20 protein-coding genes, 2 riboswitches and 1 other annotated feature are annotated in these 20,408 nt (G+C 56.7%); of the genes, 1 reads left to right on the forward strand and 19 read right to left on the reverse strand.

Annotated elements, in window-relative coordinates; translation table 11 throughout:
• Positions 1–281: 281 nt before the first annotated feature.
• From DWX75_RS11025 to DWX75_RS11080, 12 genes are all read right to left on the reverse strand, one after another.
• Complete coding sequence (locus tag DWX75_RS11025) at positions 282–725, reverse strand: hypothetical protein (protein ID WP_118016366.1); 444 nt, start codon at positions 723–725, stop codon at positions 282–284.
• Positions 726–888: 163 nt separating this feature from the next.
• Positions 889–1,890, reverse strand: a complete 1,002-nt coding sequence (locus DWX75_RS11030; RefSeq protein ID WP_118016367.1) for a sirohydrochlorin cobaltochelatase — start codon at positions 1,888–1,890, stop codon at positions 889–891.
• A gap of 130 nt (positions 1,891–2,020) precedes the next feature.
• Positions 2,021–2,201, reverse strand: a riboswitch (cobalamin riboswitch).
• Positions 2,202–2,262: 61 nt separating this feature from the next.
• The gene (gene sigH / locus DWX75_RS11035; RefSeq protein ID WP_118016368.1) at positions 2,263–3,000 is read right to left on the reverse strand and encodes an RNA polymerase sporulation sigma factor SigH; all 738 of its coding nucleotides are present in this window, start codon (positions 2,998–3,000) and stop codon (positions 2,263–2,265) included.
• A gap of 99 nt (positions 3,001–3,099) precedes the next feature.
• Positions 3,100–3,978, reverse strand: a complete 879-nt coding sequence (gene rlmB / locus DWX75_RS11040) for a 23S rRNA (guanosine(2251)-2'-O)-methyltransferase RlmB (protein ID WP_118016369.1) — start codon at positions 3,976–3,978, stop codon at positions 3,100–3,102.
• 2 nt (positions 3,979–3,980) lie between these two features.
• On the reverse strand, positions 3,981–4,673 hold the full coding sequence (gene thyX / locus DWX75_RS11045) for an FAD-dependent thymidylate synthase (protein WP_118016370.1): 693 nt from the start codon (positions 4,671–4,673) through the stop codon (positions 3,981–3,983).
• A 40-nt stretch (positions 4,674–4,713) separates the two neighbouring features.
• Entirely contained in the window at positions 4,714–5,217 is a 504-nt protein-coding gene (locus DWX75_RS11050) for a Mini-ribonuclease 3 (protein ID WP_118016371.1), read from the reverse strand.
• A complete protein-coding gene (gene cysS, locus DWX75_RS11055; protein ID WP_118016372.1) occupies positions 5,214–6,641 on the reverse strand; it encodes a cysteine--tRNA ligase in 1,428 nt (475 codons plus the stop codon). The genes DWX75_RS11050 and cysS overlap by 4 nt, the downstream gene beginning before the upstream one ends.
• Positions 6,634–7,392, reverse strand: a complete 759-nt coding sequence (cysE, locus tag DWX75_RS11060) for a serine O-acetyltransferase (RefSeq protein WP_118016373.1) — start codon at positions 7,390–7,392, stop codon at positions 6,634–6,636. The genes cysS and cysE overlap by 8 nt, the downstream gene beginning before the upstream one ends.
• A 51-nt stretch (positions 7,393–7,443) precedes the next feature.
• Positions 7,444–7,656 (reverse strand) — a binding site (T-box leader).
• 19 nt (positions 7,657–7,675) lie between these two features.
• A complete protein-coding gene (gene ispF / locus DWX75_RS11065; protein WP_118016374.1) occupies positions 7,676–8,152 on the reverse strand; it encodes a 2-C-methyl-D-erythritol 2,4-cyclodiphosphate synthase in 477 nt (158 codons plus the stop codon).
• Positions 8,153–8,172: 20 nt separating this feature from the next.
• Positions 8,173–8,919: a 2-C-methyl-D-erythritol 4-phosphate cytidylyltransferase gene (gene ispD / locus DWX75_RS11070; RefSeq protein ID WP_118016375.1), complete on the reverse strand. Its 747-nt coding sequence runs from the start codon at positions 8,917–8,919 to the stop codon at positions 8,173–8,175.
• Positions 8,920–8,940: 21 nt separating this feature from the next.
• Positions 8,941–10,125, reverse strand: a complete 1,185-nt coding sequence (locus DWX75_RS11075; RefSeq protein WP_118016376.1) for a PIN/TRAM domain-containing protein — start codon at positions 10,123–10,125, stop codon at positions 8,941–8,943.
• A gap of 107 nt (positions 10,126–10,232) precedes the next feature.
• Positions 10,233–10,727: a CarD family transcriptional regulator gene (locus DWX75_RS11080; protein WP_118016377.1), complete on the reverse strand. Its 495-nt coding sequence runs from the start codon at positions 10,725–10,727 to the stop codon at positions 10,233–10,235.
• 308 nt (positions 10,728–11,035) lie between these two features.
• Between DWX75_RS11080 and DWX75_RS11085 the strand changes: the two genes are divergently transcribed.
• Complete coding sequence (locus DWX75_RS11085; protein ID WP_118016378.1) at positions 11,036–11,638, forward strand: peptidase; 603 nt, start codon at positions 11,036–11,038, stop codon at positions 11,636–11,638.
• 95 nt (positions 11,639–11,733) lie between these two features.
• Here DWX75_RS11085 and DWX75_RS11090 read toward each other — a convergent pair whose 3' ends face one another.
• The 7 genes from DWX75_RS11090 to DWX75_RS11120 all read right to left on the reverse strand — a co-directional run bounded on the left by DWX75_RS11090 (position 11,734) and on the right by DWX75_RS11120 (position 19,674).
• Positions 11,734–12,426 carry a response regulator transcription factor gene (locus DWX75_RS11090; RefSeq protein ID WP_118016379.1) on the reverse strand — a complete coding sequence of 231 codons (693 nt, stop codon included), beginning with the start codon at positions 12,424–12,426 and terminating at the stop codon, positions 11,734–11,736.
• Positions 12,398–13,954: a cell wall metabolism sensor histidine kinase WalK gene (locus DWX75_RS11095; RefSeq protein WP_158558801.1), complete on the reverse strand. Its 1,557-nt coding sequence runs from the start codon at positions 13,952–13,954 to the stop codon at positions 12,398–12,400. The genes DWX75_RS11090 and DWX75_RS11095 overlap by 29 nt, the downstream gene beginning before the upstream one ends.
• Positions 13,955–14,036: 82 nt before the next feature.
• Positions 14,037–14,999, reverse strand: a complete 963-nt coding sequence (locus DWX75_RS11100) for an NAD(P)H-dependent glycerol-3-phosphate dehydrogenase (protein WP_118016381.1) — start codon at positions 14,997–14,999, stop codon at positions 14,037–14,039.
• Positions 14,999–15,766, reverse strand: coding sequence for a ThiF family adenylyltransferase (locus DWX75_RS11105; RefSeq protein WP_118016382.1), 768 nt, complete (start codon positions 15,764–15,766; stop codon positions 14,999–15,001). Before DWX75_RS11105 ends, DWX75_RS11100 begins: the two co-directional genes overlap by 1 nt.
• A gap of 25 nt (positions 15,767–15,791) precedes the next feature.
• Positions 15,792–16,943 carry a cell division protein FtsZ gene (ftsZ, locus tag DWX75_RS11110; protein ID WP_118016383.1) on the reverse strand — a complete coding sequence of 384 codons (1,152 nt, stop codon included), beginning with the start codon at positions 16,941–16,943 and terminating at the stop codon, positions 15,792–15,794.
• Between the two features lie 316 nt (positions 16,944–17,259).
• A complete protein-coding gene (locus tag DWX75_RS11115) occupies positions 17,260–18,150 on the reverse strand; it encodes a DMT family transporter (RefSeq protein WP_118016384.1) in 891 nt (296 codons plus the stop codon).
• 144 nt (positions 18,151–18,294) lie between these two features.
• The gene (locus DWX75_RS11120) at positions 18,295–19,674 is read right to left on the reverse strand and encodes a GntP family permease (RefSeq protein WP_118016385.1); all 1,380 of its coding nucleotides are present in this window, start codon (positions 19,672–19,674) and stop codon (positions 18,295–18,297) included.
• A gap of 404 nt (positions 19,675–20,078) precedes the next feature.
• Positions 20,079–20,257: riboswitch (cobalamin riboswitch) on the reverse strand.
• Positions 20,258–20,408: the final 151 nt, after the last annotated feature.

Consider the following 20,408-nt stretch of genomic DNA (forward strand, 5'->3'; position numbering starts at 1 on the left):
TCGAAGCTCTCGCTTCAAGCGACTTTTATATCTTATCGCATCGATAATGCCTTGTCAAGAAGTTTTTTATCTCTTTTTCAAGTCTTTCGGCTTCCGCAAAACCCTTGCCAATCAAGGCTTTTGAGCTTTTTGCAGTTGCCGTATCTCTCGGTGACTTGTATTATGATACAGGATACGGATTGACTTGTCAACACTTTTATATGATTTTTTTAGAATATGCATAAAAAATACCACCGCAGGTAAATCATGCCTGCGATGGCATTTTCCAGAGTCTTTCGAGCTTACCAGATGGCCTTCATCAAAGCGCGATAATTCTCGTTGAGGTAGCCAATCATTACGTCGAACATGGCGTAGAGCATATTGCCGAGTTCCTTGGAATCCTCATCCGGCGTCAGCAGGCAGATGTCAAGAATCAAAGAACCTTCTTTATCGAAGTAAAGCTTGAAGGGCTTGTATTTGAAATTCTGTTCATTGGCCAATTCAAGCACGGCCTTTTCATTCTCTGCCGTACGGCAGCGCGGCGAAATCTGCACGCGAATCATCGAAAATACGCTGTGGTCCAGAAGTACCAGCATCGGCAGGCGCTGGCCATCTACCTCGACATGGGAACGGAACGCCGTCGTCTGTTCCGGATCGTCGGGAAGGGTTTCTACCTCAAATGCTTCAATCTTTTTTTCTTTCAGGAAATCCTGAAAGATCTGGGCTTTCTTTGTCATTTCTGCCATAATTAATCCTTCCTCTCATTGACATAGAAAAAGTGGTATGGGTGAAAACAAGACCGATAAGACATGCGTCCTGCCAATCTGTTCAATTTATTGACTAATTTCGACGCAACGTTCCCATCCTCCTGCTTTTTCGCCAAATTCTGAGAAAGGCCTATGGCTCAGCTCATTTGCTCGGTGCTTCAAGAGCCTGCCATGCATCGTTGGCACGCTCAACGTAGAGAGCCTGTACGGCCTTGTTTTCGCCGATGCCGTGGATGTACGGCGTGACGGTATAGCCGGCCTTCTCGAGGATGGATTTGTGGGAATCCGGGTCCGAACCTGCCATATCGTTGTTGGCATGGTCGCCGGCCACCATCATCATCGGCATCAGCGTCACATTCTTGATGCCATTGGCTTTGAGTTTCGGCATGACAGTCTCAAGAGACGGCCAGCCCTCAACGGTGTAGACGTATACATTCTTGTAGCCGAGCTCGTCGATCTTGGCCTGAATGACGGAATAATACGCGTTCGATACCTGCGGCGTGCCATGTGCCATGATGAGGATGGCATCATGTTTGCCCTGCTTCGGGAACTGCGTGGCAAGAGCCTTGATGGTCTCCGTCACATCATCCGGCTGCTCGGCCTGTCCCTGCCAGTACATGAGCGAAGTACCAAGCGTCATCTTCTTGAACTGATTCTTGTAGTTCTGATAAACGCCCATGTCGTAATTGTACTCCATGCCCGGGATGACATCGAGGGAAACGAGCGCCACGCGGCTGTAGCCTTCTGCCTTGAGCTGGTCCAGTGCTTCCTCCGGCGTCGGGAACTTGATGCCCTCGTTCTTGGCGACGCGGTCGATGATGATATGGGACGTATAAGCCGTCACGACCTTGACGCCGGGATGCGCAGCCTTGATTGCGTTGACCGTTGCATCGATGGTCTTCATGCGCGTATCCTTGAACGTCGTGCCAAACGTCATGACCACAATGGCATCTTTATTCTGCAGGTTGGCCAGGTCCTTGTTCTCATTCGTCAGGACACCGATTTCCGAAGCCGTCTTCAGAGCCATCGTCGCATTCTTGACTTCCGGGTTCAGCTGATATGCAGCTTCTGCAGCCGGATTGTAAAAGCCGGCTACTGCCGTGCAGAAAAGACCTGCTGCCAGTAATTTTTCCCATTTCTTCATCGAAATTCCTCCCTGTCAAATCCTTGAAAAACATATAAAAAGAGGTCCTTTTGCGTATGCAAAAAGACCTCTTATATCCATTGCTGTCATGCCATCGATATAAAATCGCCTTCCCATCGCTCGCAGGTATAACGGTGATTTTCGGACAGGCAGTTCTCCTGGCTTGGTTCATCGCTTCTCTGCGCCTTCCCGGGTTTCCCCAGTGACATTCTTGCAGATTCGCTCCCCTTACAGTGGCGGGACCGCGCCGGCCTTCAACCGGCTTCTCTTTTCAGCCGCCCGCAGGCGGCACCTGTTCCCTCATATGCAGTTTTCAGTATAACTGTTTACTATGATAGGATAAACCCATCAAGGGATAGTTGTCAACCCATATTACAGAGAATCATCTTCCGTAGCACGCAGTCGTCTGTTGATGGAAGACAATCCTTTGTAAATCGTGTTGATATCGATATCATCACTGCGAGTCTCCATATACTTCTCCAGCTTGCGCTTCACGCGCTGCAGAGCATTGTCGATGGACTTGACATGACGTCCGAGATCCTCGGCAATCTCCTGATAGGACTTGCCATCCAGGTAGCTCATAAGCACCTTCCATTCCAGATCGGAAAGGATCTCTTCCATCTTGGCTTCGATATCCGCAAATTCCTCCTGACTGATGACGAGTTCTTCGGGGTCCGACACCTTGGCCCCCGATATGACATCGAGCAGGGTACGGTCCGAATCCTCATCGTAAATCGGTTTATTCAGGGAAACATAGGAATTCAGCGGAATGTGTTTCTGTCGGGTCGCGGTCTTGATAGCCGTGATGATCTGACGCGTCACGCAAAGCTCCGCAAAGGCCCGGAACGAGGAGAGCTTGTCATTGCGGAAGTCGCGAATGGCCTTGTAAAAGCCGATCATGCCTTCCTGAATGATGTCTTCCCGATCCGCGCCGATGAGAAAATACGAGCGTGCCTTGGCCCGGACAAAATTCCGGTACTTGTTGATCAGATAATCCAGTGCGACCTTGTTGTTGTTTTCTTTGATGTCCAGGAGGATCTCTTCATCGGTAAGATGCTCGTACCCGCGGTACATCTCCTCCATGTCATCCGTGTCTGCTTCTGCTCCCATCGCACCTTCTCCTTTACAAACACGACGTTTAATATTTATGCATTGTCTCTCAACAGTGAGATTATACCCCTTTTTTCCATCGTGCGTCAAGGCACGGCATCAGCCGCGCTTCGCAAGTCTCTGGCGCATGGACTCATACATGAGGATGGAGCCGGCGACCGATGCATTGAGTGAATTGATATGACCGACCATCGGCATGCTCACGATGAAATCGCAGGCCTCCTTTGTAAGGCGGCTCATCCCCTTCCCCTCGCTGCCGACCACCAGCACCAGCGGCCCCGTGAGATCCGCTTCATAATACGCCTTCTCGTCATCCATATCGGCACCTGCCACCCAGAAGCCCTTTTCCTTGAGAGCCTTCAGCGTCTGCGCGACGTTGCCGATGCGCGCCACCGGCACGTATTCGACTGCGCCAGCCGAAGTCTTGGCCACTGTGGCATTCAGTGAAACACTGCGGCGCTTCGGAATGAGAATGCCGTGCACGCCGGTCGCATCGGCCGTGCGCAGCAGGGCGCCGAGATTGTGCGGGTCCTCCAGCTCATCGAGGAGAACGAGAAACGGCGGTTCTCCCTTTTCCTCCGCTGCATTCAGGATGTCCTCAAGCTCCGCATAGGGAACGGGCGCTACATAAGCCAGTACGCCCTGATGGCGATGACCGCACGCCAGGGATTCAATCTTGGCACGCTCCACATTCTGCACGACAACGCCGCGCTCCCTGGCCATGGCCAGGATTTCCGCAATGGACCCTTCCCGGTCGCCATTGGCGACGAGGATCCTGTTGATGCCGCGTCCTGACTTGAGTGCTTCTGTCACGGCGTTGCGCCCTACGAGCACATCATCCGGCAGCTCCCGCGCCGGTTCCTCATGGCGCTCACGGCGTTCGGGGCGCGAAGCGGAATGCTCGCGCGTCTTCCGGAACGGCAGCTGCTTGTCCCGTTTTTCCCACTTCTTGCTGTTCTCTTTATTTTTTCGTTCCATATTCAATCCTTTTCCCGCAGCTTGAGCATCTCCTGGAGCCTGCCGCAGGTCATCTCACCTTCCGGGCAGCGGCCCGTATTGACACAGCTGGCCCCGGCATTGAAGAAGAGCGTCGGCGCCACCTTCTTGACCTCCGCCAGCATCTTATATGCCATCTCGCGGATCTCCCACTGCGCGCGGTTGCAGCAGCGCAGATTGAAGAAATGCATCAGGCTGCGCGCATTCATCGTCACGAGGATCTTGGTTTCCGTTGCATTCGCGAGCACGTAGCGGGCATCCTCCTTCGGGACCCCCATCTCCGTCAGTTCATCGTAGACGGCGCGAATCTCTTCCATCAGGGCCTCATAACGGGCCTTGGCAGCGGGCTTTTCCGCGATGCTCGGCGGCGTGATGTACTGAAAACCATGTGCCGCCACATAGCGCTGCGACTGCTGGTCGTAGCTTGCAATGCGATGGCGTACAAGCTGATGCGTGAGCACGCGCGAAACACCTTCGATGCCGAAGGTGAACGATGCGTGCTCCAGCGTCGAGCCATGACCAATGCGCACCATCTTGCGCACCATCTCGCGCACCTTGTTGTCATCCAGACGTTCGGAGAGTTCCTCCGCACCGCTGGCGGAATAGCAAAGGCGGGCCGCCATGGCCACGACGCGTTCCGGTTCCGGCGTATAGTCCAAAAGTTTCACTTTGATCATCGGTGAAATTTCCCTCCTGTCATCCAGCATGGCTCTGCCATCATGATTCCTGTGGCAGATGGCGTTCCTGTATCGACTTCATCATGGCCCGGCTGATCACCTGGAAGGACGCCTCACAGATTTCTTCGAGGCGCTCTTCCCTGCCGGCGAGGAAGAGGCTGCCAATCAGGGCTTCAAAGCCCGTACTCGCATGGTATTCGGCCACACTTGCGCTGCGCGGCGCATGGCTCTTGGCATTGCGTCCGCGGCGATAGATGCCTTTCTCCTCTTCCGTCAGCATCGCCTCAATGCCCTGATAGGCTCTGGCCTGCCAGACAGCCGAGACGATCTGCGCGCTGAACGTGTGCAGGGCCTGGACCTGCGCCTGCTCGAACGAGAGCAGACGCGTGCGCACGAACAAATGGAAATACGCATCACCGACATAGGCGAGCACGAGGGGATGAATGGCCCTCGGGTCCTTTTCGGCGTATCGTTCCACGATACCGCCCTCGCCATCCGGCTGGAACATCATGTCTACCAGCTGCTTGAATCGTGAAAACTTCATGCCTTTTTCCACCGTACCCCGTTCGGCGTATCTTCGAGGACGACACCTGCCGCCTTGAGCTCGTCGCGAATTTTGTCAGCCAGTGCCCAGTTCTTCTCCTTGCGCGCATCCTGACGGAGCGCGATGATGATCTCCATGAGCTTGTCTGCGAAGCCATCGTCCCTGGCTGCTTCCTGCTGCTCGAAAATACCGATGATGCCGGCCATTTCCATATAGGCCGCACGGACCTTGGCAAAATTCTCCGCATCGAACGCCTTGCCGCCGTTCGTCACGTCCTGGTAATAGATATTGATTTCCTTTGACAGCGCGAACATCTGGCTGATGGCCAGTGCCGTGTTGAAGTCATCGTCCATGGCCTCATAGAAATTCTTCAGCAGTTCCGCTGCCGTACCTGCAAGCTCTGCTGCCGTATCCGAATTGCCCTCTTTCTTTGCGAGCTCATCGATGTATGCCTTCGTGTTGGCCAGACGGCCAAGGCTCGTCTGAGCTTCCTTGAGGCGTTCATCCGAGAAATCGAGCGGGCTGCGGTAATGCGTCTGCAGGATGAAGAAGCGAATCACTTCGCCCGGATATTCCTTGAGGATGTCCTTGACCGTAAAGAAATTGTTCTTGGACTTCGACATCTTCTCGTTGTGAATGGTGATGAACCCGTTGTGGAGCCAGTACCGGGCAAAGCTGTGGTCGTCGCCGATGCATGCCTGGGACTGCGCGATCTCATTCTCATGATGTGGGAAGATCAGGTCGCTGCCGCCGCCGTGGAAGTCGAATTTCTCGCCGAGGTACTTGAGCGACATCGTGCTGCACTCGATGTGCCAGCCGGGGCGCCCCTTGCCCCAGGGACTGTCCCAGGACGGCTCGCCCGGCTTTGCCGATTTCCAGAGGGCGAAATCCATCGGATGATGCTTGCGCGTATCGACTTCGATGCGGGCGCCTGCCTTCATATCCTCAAGATCGCGGCCGCTGAGCTTGCCGTACCCTGCAAACTTCTCCACACTGTAGAAGACATCGCCATCCACGACATAGGCATAGCCCTTGTCGATGAGCTTCTGGACCATGGCGATAATCTCCGGCATCGTCTCGCTGACACGCGGGTAGACATCGGCATGGCGCACATTGAGGGCATCCATGGCCTCGAAATACGCCTTGATGTAGCGGTCCGAGATATCCTTCCACGTCACGCCTTCTTTGTTGGCGGCAGCGATGATCTTGTCATCGACATCCGTGAAATTCTGGATGTAATGGACCTTGTACCCTTTTTTCGCGAAATAGCGGCGGATGACATCCCACGTCACAAACGGGCGGGCATTGCCGATATGCGGATGGTTGTACGGCGTGACGCCGCAGCAGTAGATGCTGACTTCCCCCGGCTTGAGCGGCTTGAATTCCTCTTTCTGGCGGGTCATCGTATTGTAGACTTTAAGCATTTTTATGGTTCTCCTCCATTCTTTCCTCGAGTGCCCTGACTTTCTTCTCCAGCATCTGAATCTGGCGCATCATGCACTCGCGTGCTTCCTCATCCGGATCCGGCAGCATGTCATGGTCGAGGTCGACATCGAGTTCTTCCTCGATATCCGTGATATTATCCTCGGGTTCTACGAGATGATGCGTGTCGCGCACGGCCTGCCGAAGTTCCTCAGCTGTACGGACGCGTCTGCCGTGCATGACGACGATGCGCCCCGGGATGCCGACTACCGTCGCATAGGCCGGCACCGGCTTCAATACGACGGAGCCGGCGCCAATCTTGGCGTGATCGCCGACCGTGAACGAACCGAGCACCTTGGCACCCGACGCCACGACCACATTGTTTCCGATGGTCGGATGGCGCTTGCCCTTCTCCTTGCCCGTGCCGCCGAGCGTCACGCCCTGATAGAGCGTAACATTCTTGCCGATCTCAGCCGTCTCGCCAATGACGATGCCCGTGCCGTGATCGATGAAAAGGCCTTCGCCGATTGTCGCGCCGGGATGAATCTCAATGCCCGTCAGAAAGCGGCCGAGATTCGAGATCATGCGCGGGATTAAGATCCAGCCGCGCTTGTACAGCGCATGCGAAATGCGGTGGAGCCAGATAGCATGAAGGCCGGAATAACAGAAAAGGACTTCCAGCACGCTGCGAGCTGCCGGATCACGCTCAAAAACAACACGGATATCCTTGCGGAGCCGCGAAAAGAAACTCATGGACGTCCCTCCTAAACACATACACAACACACATCAAAGGCCCCACATCTCATCAGAGACGCGGGGCCGTGGTTCCACTCTGTTTAAGGGACAAGCGTCCCTTCACTCAAGAATGTAACGCATTCCTGCGGCCATGCCTACGTTCTTCGTTCAGCACGGCAGCTCCCGGGTGCAATTCCATCCGCTTGCTCATAGCCTGCTCACACCAGATGCCGGCCTCTCTGCATGAACGCCCGGATGTACTCTCCCGTTCCCAGCTTTTCCTTATATAGGGCCTATTCTATCACAGGTTCTCGATTCCCGCAACCGCATAAGCCGAAATGCCCTGCTCTGCACCCGTGAACCCCAGGCGTTCCTCCGTCGTGGCCTTGACATTGACCTGATCCAGATTCACCCCCAGGATCTGCGCGATGTTGGCATTCATCTGCGGGATGAAATCCTTCATCTTGGGCTTCTGCGCCACGATCGTCGCATCGACATTGCCCACGCGGTAGCCGGATTCATGCAGGAGTTCTGCGACCCGCGCGAGGAGTTTCCGGCTGTCTGCGCCCTCGTAGCGGGGATCCGTATCGGGGAAATGCCGTCCGATGTCGCCGAGCGCCGCCGCACCGAGCAGGGCGTCAGCCACGGCATGCAGCAGGACATCGGCATCCGAATGCCCCAGAAGTCCCAGCGTATGCGGGATCTCCACCCCGCCGATGATGAGTTTGCGTCCCTCGACGAGGCGATGGACATCGTACCCCATACCGAAGCGTATCATATCTACGAAATCTCCTTTCCCTAGCGATTCCCTGCCAGATGCTCCGCAGCCTTCTTTGCCGCCTTGCGCAGGGAATCCCGTATACCGCCGTGCTCATGGCGCAGAAGTGCTTCCGCGATGATGAGGTCCTCCGGCGTCGTGATCTTGATATTGCGATACGAATCCATGACGACGTGCACCGGCGTGCCGTAATGCTCGACCAGCGAGGCGTCGTCCGTACCCAGAAATCCATCCCGTTCGGCCTGCTCATTGGCTGCGATGAGAAGGTCGCGATGGAAGCCCTGCGGCGTCTGGACACTCCAGAGCGTGGAACGGTCGGGCGTCGCCGTCACGATGCCGTCCGCAACAATCTTGACGGTATTCTTTTCAGGGACCGCGGCAATTGCCGCGCCGTGCTCTCTGGCCGCCGCGATAACGGCCTCGATGGTTTCCCGCGTCACGAGCGGGCGCGCCGCATCGTGAACGAGCACGACATCTGCTTCCGGCGCAGACTGCCGCAGACCGTTCCAGATGGAATACTGGCGCTCCGTGCCGCCCGCCACGACCTTGAGGGGCTTGAGTCCCGGCACGCGGGAAAGACGGCGGCGCACGACCGCCACCTCATCCTTGCCCGTCACCACGACGAGCTCTTTTACGGCCGGCACCACAGAAAACTGGCGCAGCGTGCGCAGCAGAATGGATTCTCCCATGAGTTCGAGAAAGACCTTGTTGAGCCCTGCCTGCATGCGCTTGCCCTGGCCTGCAGCAGGAAAGATAGCGCTGACCATTCCCACTTGGACTGCCTCCCTTCACACATGAGCCGGCTTGGCAAAGATCATGCGGCCCGCTGCCGTCTGCAGCGCCGACGTGACCTCCACCTGGATGGTTTCGTTCATGTGACGGTGTCCGTTCTCGATGACGATCATCGTGCCGTCGTCGAGATATGCCACGCCCTGACCGGGCTCCTTGCCCGACTTGACCACGGTAACGCGCATCGTCTCCCCGGGGATGACGACAGGCTTCACGGCATTGGAGAGCTCGTTGATGTTGAGCACCGGCACGCCGCGCAGCTGCGCCACCTTATTGAGATTGAAATCATTCGTGATAATCTTGCCGCCAACCTGCTGGCCGAGGCGCACGAGCTTGGAATCCACCTCAGCGATATCGTCAAAATCGACATTCGTGATCTCGACCTTGACTTTCGTACCTTGACGGATGCGCTGCAGGATGTCGAGGCCACGGCGCCCGCGCGTGCGCTTGAGTACATCGGCGGAATCCGCAATATGCTGAAGCTCCTCGAGCACGAAGACGGGGATGAGCAGCGTGCCCTCGATAAAGCCCGTATCACAGATATCCGCAATGCGCCCATCGATGATGACGCTCGTATCGAGCAGCTTATAGAGCTTATCCGCAGCCGGTGCTTTTCCACCTGCCGGCACCCCCGCCACAGGCTGATTCCCGCCAGTCTTGTCGGCCTGATTCTTGGCCTCCCTGGCCCGGCTGAGTTCCTTCATGAAGCGCGGAATGAAGTCAAACAGACCGGCAAGCTCCTCGCGCTTCTTGATGGTGACATGGATGCCGAGATAACCGAACACGATGCTGAAAATCACGGGAATGTAATCGCCGACCACCGGAATCTTGGCAAAGGAATAACCTAATAAATTCGCAATGATGAGTCCGATTGAAAGTCCGATAGCACCAGCGATGACATCGTGAATGGGCATCTTGCCGAGCTGTGTCTCCACCCAGATCGAGAATTTCTTGAGCCGGCGTATGAGATACGGCGAGAGGAAAAAACCAATCAAGCCGCCGAGAATGGCGCCGAGCAGGATGCACAGCAGACTGGCCATCGTGATTTTAATGGCCCCCATGTCCATCTTCAGGATTTCCGTACTGATATACAGGGTAAGCAATGGGCTGGCAAGGTCCAGCAGCGCTCCACCGGCAATGGCCAGGAAGAGCGTGATGAAAAAACGTAAAACACGGTCCAGCATGTGCTTCACCTCCTTAAAAAAATAAATAAAAAAAGAAAAGTCCGAACAGAATCAGTATACTCTACTCTGCTCAGACTTGTCAAAAAAGAGCGCTGCCATCAAAAAGCTTACGAAGCATATGCGTTATGCGACAAAACCGTGTCCATCCAGCTCTCTACTTCTTGCGGGCTCTTATCGCAGGCAAATACCAGCTCACTGACGAGGATCTGCTTGGCCAGGTCCATCAGGCGCCGCTCTCCCGAAGAGACGCGGCGGCGCCGGTCCTGCAGGATAAGATTGCGTGCCACAGCGGCAACATCACAGATATCGCCGCTCTTCATGCGGTCCAGATTGGTATGGAATCTCTTGTTCCAGCTTCCTTGCGGGCGTTCCGGCTTGGCTCCGAGCACGTCCCGTACCTTGTCCACTTCACCCTTCGGGATGATGTCCCTCAGGCCGATATGGTCGGCATTGTCCGTTGGGATCATGACCTTCATGTTTCCCATCGGCATCTTGAGGACATAGTAGGACTTGCCTTCGCCCAGGACTTCACAATTCTCGATTCCGGAAATCACACCGGCTCCGTGCATCGGATATACGACTTTATCACCTATCTGTAACAAAAATACACCCCCTGCATGCCAACCAACTCATAGAAAACCCGAATTACATTTTCATTATATCACAGTTACCATCTTTTTTCAAAGAAATAAAAATTTAATTTTATCACATTCGTATCTCATAGTCAACATGCGAACAACAGATCTTCCGACACCGCATGGATACGATTTTAGTCTGGCTTCCGCATGTGTTTAGACAGGGTTTAGCTTGGCACCGTATACTGAAATCAATCAAGACAGGCAGGGCTTCAACAGAGAGCCCCGCTCCATCACCAATCATTCATCCTATTATCCCAAAGGAGGAATTCATCATGGAATTATCCGCAAAATACAAATCCTGGGGCAAAAAAACCGCCATTGTCGCCGTCGTACTCGCTGCACTAGGAGGAGCAGGCGCCTGGTACCATCACAGTCAGGAACAGGCTGCACACCAGCAGCAGCAGGCAGCCAGGGTGGCACTCATAGAAGCACAGGCCTCGCAGCGCTCCCTCTCCCTGATTGACGAGGCTGCCGTGCGTTCCATCACGGCCGAGGCCATCGGACAGGAAGAAACCAGCATCACCTTCCGCCAGATTTCCCTGCAGAATGCCGCTGACCGCGACAAGAAAGACGGCGAGCGTGACAAAAAACGCGAAGATCGCAAGGATAAAGGCAGGGGCGCACGCGCGGAGAAACAGGCGCCTCCTCAGGGACAGCCACAGAATCAGCCTGCACCTGCCGCCAATGCGCCCCAGCCGGATCAGGCGCCAGGACAGCCGGGCGATATGGCTGCGCCCAGTGACCGACTTGGCCGCGCGCCGGGTGAAGGCCGCGATTTCCGTCCCGTCTACCATGTCAAATGCAAGGTTGGCGAAGCAAAATATCAGGTCGATATCGACGCCGTTACCGGACGCGTACTCCACGCTTCCGCCTGACGATAAAGAACCCCATAATCCCATACTCCCCCTCTCCCAAAACAAAAAGGGAATGAGCCCCGTTGCTCATTCCCTTTTTGCGTGCTGTATTTTCTTTAGAGGCGACGGAACCGGTAGCCGACGCCGCGCACCGTTTCCAGATACTTTGGATGCGCCGGGTCATCCTCGATCTTCTCGCGGATGCGGTTGATGTGCACCATGACCGTGGCCGAATCCCCCATGGCCTCACAGCCCCAAACCTTCTCAAACAGCGTTTCCCGGCTGAAGATGATGTCAGGATTCTCAGCAAGAAACGACAGGACTTCAAACTCCCGCCGCGTGAACGGGATTTCCTTCCCGCGCAGCAGGACCCGGTAGGCATCCTGCTGGATCTCAAGGTCACCGCAGCGGATGACATGCACATGCGGCCGGCTGCTGGCGATGATGCTCTCAAACCGCCTGATGTGCGATTTGACCCGGGCCACGAGCTCATTGGGATTGAAGGGCTTCATGATGTAATCATCGGCCCCGGCACCGAGGCCCTTCAAGATATCGACTTCTTCCTGACGTGCCGTCACCATGAGCACGGGCGTCTCCTTCTTGCGGCGCAGTTCCTGGCAGATGGCAAAGCCATCCAGCCCCGGCAGCATGATATCGAGCAGAATCAGAGCGTAGTCGCCCTGCAAAGCCATCGAGAGCCCCTTGCGCCCGTCGGACGAACGCTCCGTGGCAAAGCCGTTGGCCTGGAGATAATCCTGCTCAATCTCGGCAATCTTATCGTCATCTTCCACGATCAAGATGGTTTTCATCAAATGCTCCGTCTCCCTTCTGTTTCCCGTTTATCGCATCCGGCACCAGAGGCAGGTGCAGCGCAATGGTCAGCCCGCCGCCGGGCGTCAGCTGCGCTTCAGCACGGCCCTGCATGCCCGAAAGGATTTCCTTCACGATGGCAAGCCCCAGCCCGCTGCCGTCGGCCACGCGCGAACGGGCCTGATCCGCGCGGTAGAAGCTGTCAAACAGGCGTGGAAGCTTCGAAGGATCGACACCCACACCATAGTCCTGCCAAAAGAGCAGAATTCCTTGTCCTTCTCTCGCTAAGCGGATATCGATGACCGGCTCCTTTTGCCCGCTGTATTTCCGGCTGTTGGAAAGCAGGTTGTCGAGGACCCGCTGGAACTGCAGCGGATCGAGCATGACCTGCGCCTGCTGCGTCCCCGCCTGCGGCAGCAGCTTGAAATGCACCCGCTGCGTGCCGAGATCCACGCTTTGCAGATAATGTGTCAGGTACGCGTACAGACAGGTCTTCTCGAGATGGAATTCCATGCGGCCAAGATCCAGCTTGGAAAACAGGAACAGATTATTGACGAGATGCTCCAGCAGGAGCACGCTGTCATAAATCATCGCCAGGTAATGCTCCCGCTTCTCTTCCGTACGGGCGATGCCGTCCCGCAGGCCGCTTACATAGCCCCGGATGGCCGTTAAGGGCGTCCTCAGGTCATGTGAAATGCCCGCGATGAATTCCTTGCGGTTCTCTTCGTAATGGAGCCGTTCCTGCCGCGCCTGGCAAAGCGCCTGACGCATGCGCTCGAAGCCGGAGCAGGCCTGCCCGACCTCATCGTGCGTCTTTACCGTCAGCGCATGGTCGAATTCACCGCGCCGGATGGCGGCAGAGGCCTCGACGAGCTGCGCCAGGGGACGCAGGACCTGGCGGTCGAGCACGCGCGAAAGATAGCGTCCGAGCGCCAGGATCAGCAAGGTCAGCACGAGCAGCGCAAAGAACAGGGCATATTCAAGGACCTGCTTCATGGGCACGGCAGCCTCCGGCGGCGCCGGCCTGGCCGCAATCCTGCCGTAGGCCAGCACCATCACATCGCCGCGGCGGGCAGCGTAACGCAGGGCAAAGACATCCTCGGTCCACAATTCGGCCGACCGGCTCGGTCCCACCCGCTGCGTAATCTGCTGGTCCAGGAAGCCGGGATTGCTGCCAGGCGTCACATACACGGCGCTGCCGTTGCGCAGCACGGCCAGCTGCGCGCCGTGCTCTTCGAAACGGCGGCAGTCGGCCAGCAGATCCTTGAGTGCTTCGTCGTCCTTCCCGCTCTTCTTACCTGCCTTATCCACCTGATTCCGCAAATCACTGGCAAGATACTGCACGGTCAGCGAAGGGCCACGCTCCGGCCAGAAAAGTGAGAGCGGGCCGAGGTGATCGGCATCGGCAAGGTGCAGCAGTGCGAGCAGCACGGAACCGATGGCCAGCAGCGCACCGAGCGGCACGATGACCATGAGCAGATTCGCTGCCCAAAGCCGCTTGCGCAGGGAAATGTCACGCAGTCTCATAGCAAATCCTTTCTCTTTATGCATCCTGTTCCTGCAGGAATCAAAAGAAAAAGCAGGATACCGGCCGATCCTGCTTCCTGTCTCACTCTGCTTTTGTCGCCCGCATGAAAAGCTGCGTCAGCTGTTCCTTCGGGTCCTTATGCTGATGGATGATGGCATCCACCGTCGCACAGATGGGCAGTTCCACATGGAATTCCCGTGAAAGCTCCAGCAGGGCTTCCACCGTATAGACGCCCTCCGCCAGCTTCGTGAACGGCTTGCCCGTGATGAGGTCTTCCCCGAAGCGGCGGTTGTTGCTGTGCGGCGAGAACAGCGTCGCTTCGTAATCACCGAGATGCGACAAGCCGTACACCGTCATGCGGTCGCCGCCCATCGCCTCGATGAGGCGCGAAAGCTCATGCGTGCCGCGGGCCATCAGCGCGCCCTTGAGGCTGCCGTAGCCAAAGCCGTCGAGCATGCCGGCGGCCAGCCCGATGACGTTCTTGGAGGCAGCGCCGATCTCCGTGCCCAGGAGATCCTCGCCATAGTAGAAGCGGATCAGCGGACTCGAGAACGTTGTGACGAGATCCTTCGTCAGCTGCATCTCGCGGGCAGCGATGACCATGCAGTTCGGGATGCCCCGCACGAAATCCTGCACGTGTCCGGGCCCGACCCAGACCGCCACGCGCATGGCGGTGCCGAGCTCCTCGTAAAAGACCGTCGTGAGGCGCTTGCCCGTGCCGATCTCAAGCCCCTTCATGCAGAGCACAAAGCGCTTCTTTGCAAGATCCAGCCCCAGCGCAGCGAGCTGCCGGCAGAACGAGCGCAGCTGCTGGGAGCTGATGGAAATGATGATGGTATCGGCATGCGATACGGCTGCCATGAGATCATACGTCAGGGCGACCTCCTGCGGCAGCGTCAGGTATTCATTCTGACGTGTTTCAGAAAGCGCCTGCAGGTGCACAGACCCCTCGCGTCCCCAGAGCATGACCTCGTGTCCAATCTTATGGGCATACCAGGCATGGAACGTTCCCCAACGGCCGCAGCCAAGCACGGAAATATTCATCACGACACCTCCACTTTTGCACCCGTTATATCACGCACGACTTCGCCGGCAATGATCAGGCCGACCACTGATGGCACAAACGAAATACTGCCCGGAACAGCCCGGCGCATATCACAGTTGCGCGCGCTGCCCGGCGGACAGATGCAGTTCTTGCCGCAGCCGCTCTGCTTCACGACAAGCGGCTTTTCCCGGGAATAGACGACCTTGAGCTTCCGCACACGGTTTTCCTTGAGCTTTTTGCGCATGACACGCGCGAGCGGATCGACACTCGTCTTATAGATATCCGTGACCTCGAATTTTGTCGGGTCCAGCTTGTTGCCCGCGCCCATGCTGCAGATGATGGGGATGCCGCGGTCGCGGCACTGCAGGACCAGATTGATCTTGCCCGTCACCGTATCGATGGCATCGACGACGTAGTCGTAATGCTGCTGGAAAAAGTCCGCCGCATGATCCGGCAGATAAAACGAATCGATCGTATCGACGACGGCCTGTGGATTGATATCAAGGATCCTCGCCTTCATCGTCTCCGTCTTCTTCTTGCCAACCGTCCTGGACGTCGCATGAATCTGACGGTTGATGTTCGTCAGGCAGATGAGATCGTTGTCGATGAGGACGAGATGTCCGACACCAGCACGTGCAAGTCCCTCCGCCACGAACGAGCCGACGCCGCCCACACCGAAAATCGCCACGGTGCTGTTTGCCAGCTTCTTCATTCCTTCTTCTCCCAGCAGCAGCTCCGTGCGGGAAAACCGGCCTAATTTATTCAAGATTCCATTTCCTTTCTGCTATGATTCACTTTTTCTGCGAGTCTTCGGGACTGCCGTCTTCCTTCGTCAGGCGGAAGGCCGGGATGGCAAATGCTCCGGCAGGCCGCGCAGGCTGCGTCTTTGCCTGCATGAAGCCCGGCGTCTCAAGCGAGAACGCATTCTTCTTGACCTTGCTCTCGGGCACCTTGACCTCCGGCGTCTTCATCACCACACTGTCGGCAAAATCCGTTGCGATGATGGTCGCCCGCACGTCGCCGCCGAGCGAATCATCGATAACCGTACCAAGGATGATGTTGACCTCGGGATCCGTGTGTTCGTAAATGTAACGCGTGGCCTCATCGACATCGTAAAGGCTCAGCGTCTTGTCTCCTGTCAGATTGAGGATGATGCCGCGCGCTCCTTCGAGGCTCTTGCTGATGAGCGGGCTGTCAACAGCCTGCTGGACGGCCTCCACGGCACTGCGCGCACTGCGGCCGATGCCGAGAAGCGCATCGCTGCTCTCGCTCTGGCGGAAAATCGTCGTAACATCGGCAAAATCGACGTTGATGACACCCGTCGTCAGGATGAGTTCGGCGATGCAGTTGATGGCCTGCAGCAGGATGTTGTCGGCGCACTCAAAGGCCTTGACCAGCGTCATATGACGGTTCTCCGGCAGTTTGAGCAAATTGTCGTTCGCCACGAGAATCAGGGCGTCCATCTGCGACTGCATCTTGATGAGCCCTTCATTGGCCAGACGTTTCTTGCGGCTGCCCTCGAAGCTGAACGGCTGCGTCACGACGCCCACCGACAGCAGCCCGAGGTCGCGGGCGACACGCGCCACCACGGGAGCCGCGCCCGTGCCCGTGCCGCCGCCGAGTCCGGCGGTGATGAAGATGAGGTCCGCGCCGCTCATGGCATCGCGGATCTTGCCTTCCGCTTCCTTGGCTGCCTGCTCGCCGACAGCGATGTTGCCGCCCGTGCCGCGTCCCTTCGTCAGATCCTCGCCAATCTGCAGCGTATCCACGCCTGCATCGGCAGCCTGTGCCAGCTGCTTGGCATCGGTATTGATGGCGATGAGATCGATATCGAGCTCCTTGTGACGGCCCATGCGCATGAGGACGCTGTTGCCGCCGCCGCCTACGCCAAATACCTTGATCTTCACTTTCGGCTTTATGATTGCTGTTTCGTCTGCTGCCATGCGCCTCTACCCCTCTCATAATCCAGTCTTGTCATGATGTAATTCGCCATGGAAAAAAGATTTTCCTCCCTGTCTGCGCAATCCCCTACTTATTATAAAGAGCAGGGCTGACAGGGCAGCTCTGCTCTCGCGAATCATTTACTTTTCTTCATCGCATCTCAGTGAAAGAGAAGCACAGCCAGGCAGGCCAGGACAATCTTCAAGCTATCCAGCTTCACCTAAAAACACTTCCTTGTACATTCTTCATTCCAAACGGACAAATGCATTGTCCGTAACAATTTGACAAGTACGATTATACAATGAAGCGGGAGATTTTTCAAGCAGAACGATGCGTCTTGGCGAGGACAGGTCCAAGCTGCGTGACAATCATGCCCGAAAGCATCAGCAGACAGCCGAGGACCTGCAGCGGCGCCATCGTCTCGCCGAGGATCAGCCAGCTCGAAACGGCTCCGAACACGGCCTCAAAGCTCATGATGATGGCCGCCTGACTCGGCTCCGCGTACTTCTGTCCCACGATCTGCAGCGTGAAGGCCACACCGGCCGACATGACGCCGCCGTAGAAAATCGCAAACCAGGCATCGGCGAAAGCCATTGGCGTCGCCGTTTCAAAACACAGGGCACAGATTACGCTGCCCAGCGTGCAAACACCGATCTGCGTCGTCGAGAGTTCAATGGGATCCACGAGACAGGCGAAACGATCGATGAAGAGGATGTGCGCCGTCCAGAAGAGCGCGCTGATGAAGACCAGCATATCGCCGAAGCTCAGATCCATCGAGCCGTGGATGGAAAGGTAATAGAGGCCGACCAGTGCCAGGACGGCACCAATCCAGTTCTCGATGCGGATCCGGCTGCCGAGGAAGGCCGCACCAATCGGCACGAAGATGATGTAAAGTGCCGTGATGAACGCCGTCTTGCCGGCCGTCGTATAGAGCATGGCAACCTGCTGGAAAGACGTCGCCAGGAACATGATGCAGCCGGCCCCGAGCCCGGCTTTCCAGCCGGGATGATACGTGCCCGCGCGCCTGGCTGCCTGCCGCGGGCCGCGCCATACAAACCACAGGCCGGCCAGGAACAGGAAGCCGAGCGCGTAGCGCGCCGCTGCGTACGAAAACGGCCCCAGGCCATCCATGCCCACCATCTGCGCCACGAACGTCGTGCCCCAGATGAATGCTGCCAGCAGCAGCATAAAGTTGCCGCGTACATGCATGATACCGCCTCCTTGCACAAAACAATTAAATAAACTATCAAAAACTGTATCTTTATTCTAACATGGATGTGTCCGCTCAGCAAGGACGCATCCGTCAAAAAAAGACACGCAGGAACATTGCGCGTCTTCAACGGGAAAGGCAAATCAGGCCAGGCCTGTCGCCATATAGAACAGGATACAGAGGAACGGCACGAAGAACTTGAGGCCCATGACGACGGCAATATCGTAATACGAGTCGTGATGGGTAAGCCCGCAGATGGCGAGCAGCGTTACGAGCGCGCCGCAGTGAGGAACCGGATCGATGCCGACAGAAGCAATGGCCGTGATGCGGTGCAGGACCTCCAACGGGATGCCGGCTGCCTGCGCCATGGCCGCCCACTGATCGCCGAGCATCGAGAGCGCGATGGTCAGGCCGCCCGAAGCCGATCCCGTGATACCGGCCATGATGTTCGTCGTGATGACGGCCGAGAGCAGCGGGCCAAAGGAATCAGCAATGCCGATGAGCATCTGCGTGACCGGCACGAACCCCGGCAAGCTCGTGAGGACGCAGCCGAAAGCATAGCCGGAGGCCACGTTGAGGACAGCCGTAGCCGAAGAAACGGCCGCGTAGTTGATTGGTGCGAGGAAGCCGTCCATGACGATGAAGCGCTTGCGTCCGATGAACGCCGCCACAAAACTGCTGATGATGAGCGCGACGCTGATGGACCAGATGGCCGAAACCTTACCGACATTGGCCGCAATCAAGCTGAGCTTGAGCGGCAGAAACACCTCGAGTGCATCCTCTGCCCAGTGGAATCCCCAGTCCCAATGGAACGGGTTCGACAGGATGATGTTGATGCCGATGACCATCGCGAGCGGCAGCAGCGCCCAGTACCACGGGATGCGGATCTTGGGTTTCGGCTTGATGCGGCTGCCCTCTACATGGCGGCCATAGCCTTCGCCCCTGGCCTTGAGCTGTTTCGCGCGGTGCGTGACCCAGCCCCAGCCGATGAGCAGGAACAGCAGCGAGGCAAACAAGCCGATGATTGGCGCCGACCAGGTGCTCGTCGAGAAATACGAGGACGGGATGATGTTCTGGATCTGCGGGGTACCCGGCAGGGAAACCATGGCAAAGGAAAAGATACCGGCCCAGAGCGTCGCGGGCAGCAGACGCTTCGGGATGTCCGCCTTGCGGAACACCACGGCGCCGAAGGGATACATGACGAAGGCGACAACGAAGACCGACAGGCCGCCGTACGTCAGCGCACCGCAGCCGAGCAGCACCGCGAGGACCGCGCGCTTCTCACCGAGCACCTCCACAATCTTGGCCGCCACGGAAGAAGCCAGGCCGCCCTTTTCCATCAGGCGGGCGAAGACCGCACCGAACAGGAAGATCGGGTAATACGTCTTGGTGTATTCGGCCAGGCGTGTCATGTACAGCTCACTGTAGACGGGCAGCACGCCAAAGACGCTGGCCAGTGCAGCCAGACCGGCAAAAAATGGTGCGATCAGGATGATGGACCAGCCGCGGTATGCGAAGTACATCAAGCCGATGAGCGCTGCTGCAATACATAATGCTTCTAACAGACAAATCGTCTCCTTTCCTTCCCTGCTCCACGCAGACATAAAAAAAGCCGCCGGATAACAGCTTCAGCCGGCAGCTCCGGGAGTATCATGATGCAATCCGGCACAGGACCGGATGACAACGGCTGAAAAAGATGACGCTGACTACGGGAGCCAGCGCCACAGCGGCAAGCCTGCCGCCAAAAAACAGAACTGAATGAAACTGTATGAGCAATGCTTTCTCCCTGCCAGAGGCGGGAAGAAAAACCTTTCGCCAAAAAAAGCCCTTCCTGCGCCGCGCGCGGGAAGAGCTTGCCTGTTCTGACATCCGGTATGCCCTGTCCAGGACATGCCGCAAAATCCCCATCCCCATCACTCGCAGGTCTAACGGTGATTGTCAATCAGGCAGTTCTCCTGGCTCCAGGTCATTGCTCCTCTGCGCCTTCCCAGGGTTTCCCCCAGTGACATATATACAGATTCACTCGCTGCTACAGTGGCGGGACCGCTCCGGACTATACCGGACTTCCCTATTAAGTCTTTCGACACCTGATCCAACCTTATGTAATTCGCGAGAATCAACTCACGACATTTATTATATTATTGTTTATTTTTATTGTCAATCTGTAAAATAAAAATTCACCGATAAAAGAATAGTCAACTACCCGCGACTGAAGCCGCGAGCTTGAGGGAATCTTTCGATACCTCAATTTGCTTAG

This window comes from Mitsuokella sp. AF21-1AC (assembly GCF_003458855.1).
Classification (GTDB): domain Bacteria; phylum Bacillota; class Negativicutes; order Selenomonadales; family Selenomonadaceae; genus Mitsuokella.

Coding starts and splice junctions, on each gene's coding strand:
- DWX75_RS11025 (WP_118016366.1), bottom strand. CDS start 725: ATGGCAGAAATGACAAAGAAAGCCCAGATCTTTCAGGATTTCCTGAAA.
- DWX75_RS11030 (WP_118016367.1), bottom strand. CDS start 1,890: ATGAAGAAATGGGAAAAATTACTGGCAGCAGGTCTTTTCTGCACGGCA.
- sigH (WP_118016368.1), bottom strand. CDS start 3,000: ATGGGAGCAGAAGCAGACACGGATGACATGGAGGAGATGTACCGCGGG.
- rlmB (WP_118016369.1), bottom strand. CDS start 3,978: ATGGAACGAAAAAATAAAGAGAACAGCAAGAAGTGGGAAAAACGGGAC.
- thyX (WP_118016370.1), bottom strand. CDS start 4,673: ATGATCAAAGTGAAACTTTTGGACTATACGCCGGAACCGGAACGCGTC.
- DWX75_RS11050 (WP_118016371.1), bottom strand. CDS start 5,217: ATGAAGTTTTCACGATTCAAGCAGCTGGTAGACATGATGTTCCAGCCG.
- cysS (WP_118016372.1), bottom strand. CDS start 6,641: ATGCTTAAAGTCTACAATACGATGACCCGCCAGAAAGAGGAATTCAAG.
- cysE (WP_118016373.1), bottom strand. CDS start 7,392: ATGAGTTTCTTTTCGCGGCTCCGCAAGGATATCCGTGTTGTTTTTGAG.
- ispF (WP_118016374.1), bottom strand. CDS start 8,152: ATGATACGCTTCGGTATGGGGTACGATGTCCATCGCCTCGTCGAGGGA.
- ispD (WP_118016375.1), bottom strand. CDS start 8,919: ATGGTCAGCGCTATCTTTCCTGCTGCAGGCCAGGGCAAGCGCATGCAG.
- DWX75_RS11075 (WP_118016376.1), bottom strand. CDS start 10,125: ATGCTGGACCGTGTTTTACGTTTTTTCATCACGCTCTTCCTGGCCATT.
- DWX75_RS11085 (WP_118016378.1), top strand. CDS start 11,036: ATGGAATTATCCGCAAAATACAAATCCTGGGGCAAAAAAACCGCCATT.
- DWX75_RS11090 (WP_118016379.1), bottom strand. CDS start 12,426: ATGAAAACCATCTTGATCGTGGAAGATGACGATAAGATTGCCGAGATT.
- DWX75_RS11095 (WP_158558801.1), bottom strand. CDS start 13,954: ATGAGACTGCGTGACATTTCCCTGCGCAAGCGGCTTTGGGCAGCGAAT.
- DWX75_RS11100 (WP_118016381.1), bottom strand. CDS start 14,999: ATGAATATTTCCGTGCTTGGCTGCGGCCGTTGGGGAACGTTCCATGCC.
- ftsZ (WP_118016383.1), bottom strand. CDS start 16,943: ATGGCAGCAGACGAAACAGCAATCATAAAGCCGAAAGTGAAGATCAAG.
- DWX75_RS11115 (WP_118016384.1), bottom strand. CDS start 18,150: ATGCATGTACGCGGCAACTTTATGCTGCTGCTGGCAGCATTCATCTGG.
- DWX75_RS11120 (WP_118016385.1), bottom strand. CDS start 19,674: ATGTACTTCGCATACCGCGGCTGGTCCATCATCCTGATCGCACCATTT.